This is a genomic window from Pantoea sp. GbtcB22 (genome assembly GCF_019091025.1).
GTDB lineage: Bacteria > Pseudomonadota > Gammaproteobacteria > Enterobacterales > Enterobacteriaceae > Pantoea > Pantoea leporis.
This window is the reverse complement of sequence record NZ_JAGXKB010000522.1, coordinates 1-250: the sequence shown is the minus strand read 5'-3', so window position 1 is coordinate 250 and position 250 is coordinate 1. Positions and strand designations below refer to the sequence as shown.

Annotated in this window: 1 protein-coding gene; it reads left to right on the top strand. The window is 59.2% G+C overall.

Features of this window, described 5'->3' with window-relative positions; translation table 11 throughout:
* Positions 1 to 250 (top strand): DUF488 domain-containing protein (locus tag KVT28_RS25905; protein ID WP_217551127.1); only part of this gene is annotated, 250 nt, incomplete at both ends.

Here is a 250-nt window from a genome sequence, read left to right as displayed (position 1 = left end):
GGTCAAGCTGAAGCGCGCTTACGAAAGACCTTCCGCCACGGGCGGCACCCGAGTGCTCGTCGACCGACTATGGCCGCGCGGCATCAAGGAGGCGGAAGCAAAAATTGATCATTGGGTCAAGGAACTCGCGCCAAGCACTGAGCTTAGAAAGTGGTTCGGACACGATCCGACCCGCTGGCAGGAGTTTCGCAGGCGTTATGCGGCCGAGCACCGCCAGCATAACGATCAAGTCGATCAATTGCGCGACTTG